General features: G+C 61.4%; 6 protein-coding genes. 4 read left to right on the plus strand and 2 right to left on the minus strand.

Annotated elements, in window-relative coordinates; genetic code table 11:
• Positions 1-1,614, plus strand: coding sequence for an ATP-binding response regulator (locus BFP96_RS10565; protein ID WP_065936177.1), 1,614 nt, complete (start codon positions 1-3; stop codon positions 1,612-1,614).
• Here BFP96_RS10565 and BFP96_RS10570 read toward each other — a convergent pair.
• Positions 1,604-1,939, minus strand: coding sequence for a hypothetical protein (locus BFP96_RS10570; protein ID WP_065936178.1), 336 nt, complete (start codon positions 1,937-1,939; stop codon positions 1,604-1,606). The genes BFP96_RS10565 and BFP96_RS10570 overlap by 11 nt on opposite strands.
• Before the next feature lie 176 nt (positions 1,940-2,115).
• On the opposite strand from BFP96_RS10570, the gene BFP96_RS10575 reads away from it, so the two are divergent.
• Positions 2,116-2,598, plus strand: coding sequence for a GNAT family N-acetyltransferase (locus BFP96_RS10575; protein WP_065936179.1), 483 nt, complete (start codon positions 2,116-2,118; stop codon positions 2,596-2,598).
• A gap of 53 nt (positions 2,599-2,651) precedes the next feature.
• Here BFP96_RS10575 and BFP96_RS10580 read toward each other — a convergent pair whose 3' ends face one another.
• Complete coding sequence (locus tag BFP96_RS10580; protein ID WP_065892924.1) at positions 2,652-3,470, minus strand: alpha/beta fold hydrolase; 819 nt, start codon at positions 3,468-3,470, stop codon at positions 2,652-2,654.
• Positions 3,471-3,642: 172 nt separating this feature from the next.
• Between BFP96_RS10580 and BFP96_RS10585 the strand changes: the two genes are divergently transcribed.
• A complete protein-coding gene (locus tag BFP96_RS10585; protein WP_065936181.1) occupies positions 3,643-4,710 on the plus strand; it encodes an NAD(P)-dependent alcohol dehydrogenase in 1,068 nt (355 codons plus the stop codon).
• Positions 4,711-5,729: 1,019 nt separating this feature from the next.
• On the plus strand, positions 5,730-6,347 hold the full coding sequence (gene lexA / locus BFP96_RS10590; protein WP_065936180.1) for a transcriptional repressor LexA: 618 nt from the start codon (positions 5,730-5,732) through the stop codon (positions 6,345-6,347).
• The last annotated feature ends 28 nt before the right edge of the window (positions 6,348-6,375 follow it).

The following is a 6,375-nucleotide window of genomic DNA, read 5'->3' on the forward strand; positions in this document are numbered from 1 at the left end:
ATGGGGCTCGAGACCAACTCCGAACTCGACCAGGCGAACCTGCGCATTGTGGTGGCAACCATCGCCATTGTGTATATAGGCGTGCTGGGCTTTTTGCCCGGGCATTCGCTGGACACCTACTGGCCGGTGCTCCTGTATATCGTCCTGTTCCTGCTGGCGTCCATTGCCCTGCGCCAGGTGATCGCGCGCTGGCCCGGGCATTACCCGGCGCGACGGATTTTCGGCATGCTCCACGACTATACCGGCACTTCGTTTGGGCTGGTGGTGGGCGGTGAGGCGGCGTTGCCGCTGTATGCGGTGATGGTGTGGGTCAACCTGGGCAACGGCATGCGCTATGGGTCGCGCTACCTGGCGATTGCCACGGGGCTGGCGTTGTTGGCGCTGTTGATGGTCTACCAGCTCACGCCGTGGTGGCAGGCACAGCCGTTCATGGTGCTGATGCTGATGATCACCAGCACGGTGATCCCGATCTACGCGCATATCCTGCTGGAGCGTACGCGCAAGGCCTCCGAACAAGCCATCGCCGCCAACCTGGAAAAGTCCCGTTTTCTCGCCCAGGCCAGCCATGACCTGCGCCAGCCGATCCACTCCATCGGCCTGTTCACCGCCTGCCTGCGCGAAGCCCGCCTGGGCGATGACGAACGGCGGCTGGTGGACAATATCGATCGCTCGCTGCTCAACGTGTCGCAGTTGTTCCGTTCCATTCTCGACCTCTACACCCTGGACAACGGGCGTCTGCTGCCCAAATACCAAGTGATCCATCTGGGCGATTTTCTCGCCGACCTGGTACGCCAGAACGCCGAAGCCGCACGCTGGGCGGGTGTGGAGTTGCGCTTGCGACCGTGCGCCCACTGGGTGTTGGTGGATCCGGGGATGCTGGCGACCATGGTGCAAAACCTGCTCTCCAATTGCTTCAAGTATGGCGCGCAACGGCCAGTGCTGATCGGTGTGCGTCTTCGCGATAACCGCCTGGTGGTAGAGGTGCATGACCAGGGCCGGGGGATTGCAGGGGAGCATCTGGCGAAGGTCTTCGAAGAGTTCTATCGCGTGCGCCAACTGCGCGACAAGGACGTCGAAGGCGTCGGCCTGGGGTTGTCCATCGTCAAGCGCCTTGGGCAGTTGATGGGGCTGCAGGTGAGCCTGCGTTCGCGGGTGGGCCGTGGCACTTCGGTAGGTCTGCATGGCCTGGCCCTGGCCACTGCGCCGGCTCAACCGGCATCGCGTGACGACGCACGCCAGGCCGGCCTGCTCAGCGGTTTGAAAGTGTGCCTGGTCGAAGATGACCACAATGTGCTGCTGGCTACCCAAGCCCTGCTCGAACGCTGGGGCTGCGAGGTGCAGGCCGAGTCCACGGGGCAGGGCCTGGTCAGCGACTGCGACATCATCGTCGCCGACTATGACCTGGGCAACCACGCCACCGGCATCGAATGCATCGACCACTTGCGCCGGCAACGCGGCTGGGCGGTGCCGGCGCTGATCCTCACCGGGCACGACGTGGAGAAAATCCAGGCTGCGTTGCACGACCGTCAGATCGCCATTCTGTCCAAACCGGTGCGCCCTGCAGAACTGCGCGGCGCCCTGCGTGAGCTCAGCCAGGAAAAAACTATTGTGTGAACGGCGTCAACCCATTGCCCCGCGCACCCTTGGGCATGCAATAGGCCGCGGGTTTCATCAGGCCAAAGCTGGCAATCGCAAACGCGCCGCCGCTGGCACCGCTGGGCACCGAGCAGTTGTACTCGCCGGAGGCGGTGTTGGCCACGTAGTAGGTGGTCATGGAGTCGCTGCGTACATTGGAGATGCGTTTGACCGGTTCGCCCAGGTTGGTCTCTGAGAGTTTCTTGAGATGGTCTTCGGTGGGTTTGATATTGCTGCAACCGGCAACGCTGATGATCAAGGCGCCGAGCAGGGCAAGGCGCGTCACAGGGGAGGGGAGTTTCATAATGCTTCTTCCTTGGGATTGTTTTGGTTTTTCCAGCGCGCAACGACCCTTCGCGCATTGAGTGCGCGGTGTTGGCTGAGCGTTGGAAGTGCCGGGGAATATAGCGCCGGGGGAAGCGCGGGTCGATTAGCACACATGGGCTAATGGCATATTGAAATCAAGGAAGGGAGAAGGCTGTGTTGCAGATAAAACGAGCTACGCCAGAGGATGCCGACAGCGCGTTTGAGATTCGTCGTGAGGCTATTCTCGGCCAATGCATCGGCGCCTACACCGCAGAACAAATGGCGCTCTGGACGCTTGGCAGTGCGAGCGATGGTTACAGCGTGCTGATGGAAAAACGCTTCTACCTGGGCTGTGTGAACGGCGAGCCAGTCGCCACCGGCATGCTCGATCTTGCCAACAATGAAGTCGGCGCCTTGTTTGTGCGTCCCGCATTCACCGGGCGGGGGTATGGCAAGGCAATGCTCGACCACCTGGAGACGGTCGCGCGTCATATCGCCGTTGAAGAGGTGGTATTGGATGCGACGCTCAATGCGGTGAGTTTCTACAGGGCGTGCGGCTATGTGGGGGATGAGCAGGCGGTGTATCACTCGCCCTCGGGGTTGGTGTTGGCGTGTGTGCCGATGGTCAAGCGCCTGCGGCTGATGAGTGAGTCTTGAACCAAATGTGGGAGGGGGCTCTCCCTCATCGAGAGCCCCCTCTCACAGGGATTTCAGCGGTTCAGGAACGCCAGCAGGTCCTCATTGAGTTGTTGGGTATGGGTAGCGGCAAACCCGTGGGGCGCGTCCTTGTACACCTTCAGTTGCGCGCCCTTGATCATCTCGGCCGCGACCTTGCCGGTGGTTTCGAACGGCACGACCTGGTCACCGTCACCGTGGATGACCAGGGTCGGCACGTCGATGCTGGCCATGTCCGGGCGGAAGTCGGTCTGCGAGAACGCGGTCACGCAGTCCACGGTGGATTTGAGCGAGGCCTGCAGGGCGATCTGCAGGGTCTGGGTGAGCACACCGTCTGAGACTTTCTGGCCCTTGTTGAGGCCGAAGAATGGCGTGTTGAAATCGCTGATGAACTGCGCGCGGTCCTTCAGCAGGCCGGCCTTGATGCCATCGAATACGTCGTCGGGCACGCCCTGCGGGTAATCGTCCTTCCGGCCGAAGATCGGCGTCACGGCGCCGAGCAGCACCAGGCCGGCGACCCGTGCGCTGCCATGGCGCGCAATGTAGCGGGCCACATCGCCGCCGCCCATGGAGAAGCCCACCAGGGTCACGTCCTTGAGGTCCAGGTGTTCGATCAACTGGGCGATATCGTCAGCGAAGGTGTCGTAGTCGTTGCCGGTCCACGGCTGGTCCGAGCGACCAAAGCCCCGGCGGTCGAACGCGAGGGTGCGAAAGCCTCGGCTGCTCAGGTATTCCATCTGGTATTCCCACATGTCGGCATCCAGCGGCCAGCCGTGGCTGAACAACACGGGCTTGCCGCTGCCCCAATCCTTGAAATAGATCCGGGTACCGTCTTTGGCAACGAATGTGCTCATCTGAAACTCCTTTGTCTGCATGAAAACAGTGAGTTGAAAATCCGCCTGGGCTTATGTCTCGAAAGCTTGCGCCCAAAGCCGCCGCGCGGCTTGTATGGACGTGCTCGGTTGAACGTTTCAGCGGCCAGGCGTGTCCACCGAACTCTTCCGTCAGATCATGCAGGTGAACGAAATGGCCAGGACTTACAGCTACGCCGCTCGGGACTCCAAGGATTCGCTCAAGCCCTTTACCTTCGAGCGCCGCGCCCCCGGCGCGGATGACGTACAGATCGACATTCTGTATTGCGGCGTGTGCCATTCCGACCTGCACACCGCCCGCAACGAGTGGAGCAACACTCTTTATCCTTCGGTCCCCGGCCATGAAATCGTCGGCCGTGTGACGGCGGTCGGCGCCAATGTGAAGACGTTCAAGGTGGGTGACCTGGCCGGTGTCGGCTGCATGGTCGACAGCTGCCAGCAATGCGCCTCCTGTGCCGAGGGCGAGGAGCAATATTGCGAGAATGGCTTCACCGGCACCTATAACGGGCCGCTGTTCGGCGGCGAAAACACCTACGGTGGCTATTCCGACAACATCGTGGTCAAGGCGCAGTTCGTGCTGCGCATTTCCCACGACGACACCAACCTGGCGGCAGTGGCGCCGTTGCTGTGTGCCGGGATTACCACCTATTCGCCGCTGCACCACTGGAAGGTCGGCCCGGGCAAAAAAGTCGGGGTGGTCGGCCTCGGTGGGCTAGGGCACATGGCGGTGAAGATTGCCCACGCCATGGGCGCCCATGTGACGCTGTTCACCACTTCACCGAACAAGCGCGAAGATGGCCTGCGCCTGGGTGCCGATCAGGTGGTGGTGTCGAAGAACGCGGATGAAATGGCCAAGGTTGCCAACAGCCTGGACTTCATTCTCAACACCGTCGCTGCGCCGCATAACCTGGATGCCTTCATCAGCCTGCTCAAGCGCGACGGCACCATGACCTTGGTCGGCGCGCCTGACAGCCCGCACCCGTCGCCTGCGGTGTTCAACCTGATCTTCAAGCGCCGCAGCCTGGCGGGTTCGTTGATCGGGGGGATTCAGGAAACCCAGGAGATGCTCGATTTCTGTGCCAAGCACGGGATTGTTTCGGATATTGAGATGATCGATATTCAGGGGATCAATGAGGCGTATGAGCGGATGCTCAAGGGGGATGTGAAGTATCGGTTTGTGATTGATATGGAGAGTTTGAGGAAGGAGAGTCGCGTGGCTTGAGCGCAAGTGCGGCGGATTTGGAGCTGACCGGTATCTTTTGCCGATCCGAGGCCCAAATGTGGGAGGGGGCTTGCCCCCGATGGCGGCCTCTGGGCTGGCCAGTATCTTGGATCAGACCGAGTACATATCCATTATTTAGGTAACGGCCACTTAGGGTTCCGCTTTTACAGCGGCTCACTTTTGAAAAGCGCAAAAGTAAGCAAAACGCTCTTGCCCCACCACTCGGCACCTCGCTTAGGCTCGGTGTGCCCGCAATCCGACATTGATGTGGGGGGCCGCCGCCACGCGCCATCCATGGCGCGGGGCGGCTAAACCGGCGTCCTGCCGGTTTACCCCCCACATCAATATCGAATTGCGGCCAGCGTGGTTTGACGGGGCGCCTAAGATCAAAAGCAAGAGCAAGAGCGGCTCGCTTCGCATCGTGGCGTACACCGCCGTCTGTAGGAGCGAGCTTGCTCGCGAAAAACGTCAACGATAACGCGTGCTTCCTGAATCAACGCGGCGCCTGTGAGTTTTTCGCGAGCAAGCTCGCTCCTACACAACGCAGCCGTGCCCACCCGTAACCACGATGCGAAGCGAGCCGCTCTTGATCTTGATCTGCTTTTGATCTCAGGCGCCCCGTTAAACCACGCTGGCCGAGCGCAGGCTTGAATTCGTGGGTAACCCGGCAGGACGCCGGGTTAGCCGCACTGGGCCAGGGATGGCCCATTGCGGCGGCCCACGGATTCAAGCCTTCGATCGGGCACACCGAGCCTAGGCGAGGTGCCGAGTGGTGGGGCAAGAGCGTTTTGCTTACTTTTGCGCTTTTCAAAAGTGAGCCGCTGTAAAAGCGGAACCATTAGCAGCCGTTACCGCAGAAACGGATATGTACTCAATCTGATCCAACATCCTGGTCGACCCTGAGGCCGTCATCGGGGGCAAGCCCCCTCCCACATTTAAACCACGCTCACTTCTAATCTCCAGGCCACCCCCCACCCCCGACTGACGGCTATTGTCAGAAATTTCCCACAGGAGTACAAATGTACTCCATGACAACCCTGACCCCCCGCCGTAACGCCATCCTGACCTTCATCCGCGACCGCATCGCGCAGCAAGGCCAGTCCCCCAGCCTCGCCGAGATCGCCGAGGCGTTCGGCTTTGCCTCGCGCAGCGTCGCCCGCAAGCATGTGGTAGCCCTGACCGAAGCCGGCTTTATCGAAGTCAACCCCAACCAGGCCCGTGGTATTCGCCTGCTCAATCAACCGCCGCGCCCGGAATGGCTGGACATCCCGGTGCTCGGTCGTGTGGCCGCGGGTCTGCCCATCGGGGCGGATGCCGAAGTGCACAATCGCCTGCAACTGGACCCCGCCACGTTCGCCAAAACCCCGGACTACCTGCTGCGTGTGCAGGGCGATTCGATGATCGAGGACGGTATTCTCGATGGCGACCTGGTGGGCGTGCGGCGCAGTGCCGAGGCCTTGAACGGGCAGATTGTGGTGGCGCGCCTGGACGGTGAAGTCACCATCAAGCGTTTCGAGCGCACGGGCGACAAGGTGCGCCTGCTGCCGCGCAACCCGGCGTATCAGCCTATCGTGGTCGGGGCCGATCAGGACCTGGCTATCGAAGGGGTGTTCTGCGGCCTGGTGAGGCAAGGCTGATGGGCGCCGTGGTTGCCCTGGACTCGCT

The sequence above is a fragment of the Pseudomonas sp. 34 E 7 genome (assembly GCF_900005715.1).
Classification (GTDB): Bacteria; Pseudomonadota; Gammaproteobacteria; order Pseudomonadales; family Pseudomonadaceae; genus Aquipseudomonas; species Aquipseudomonas orientalis_A.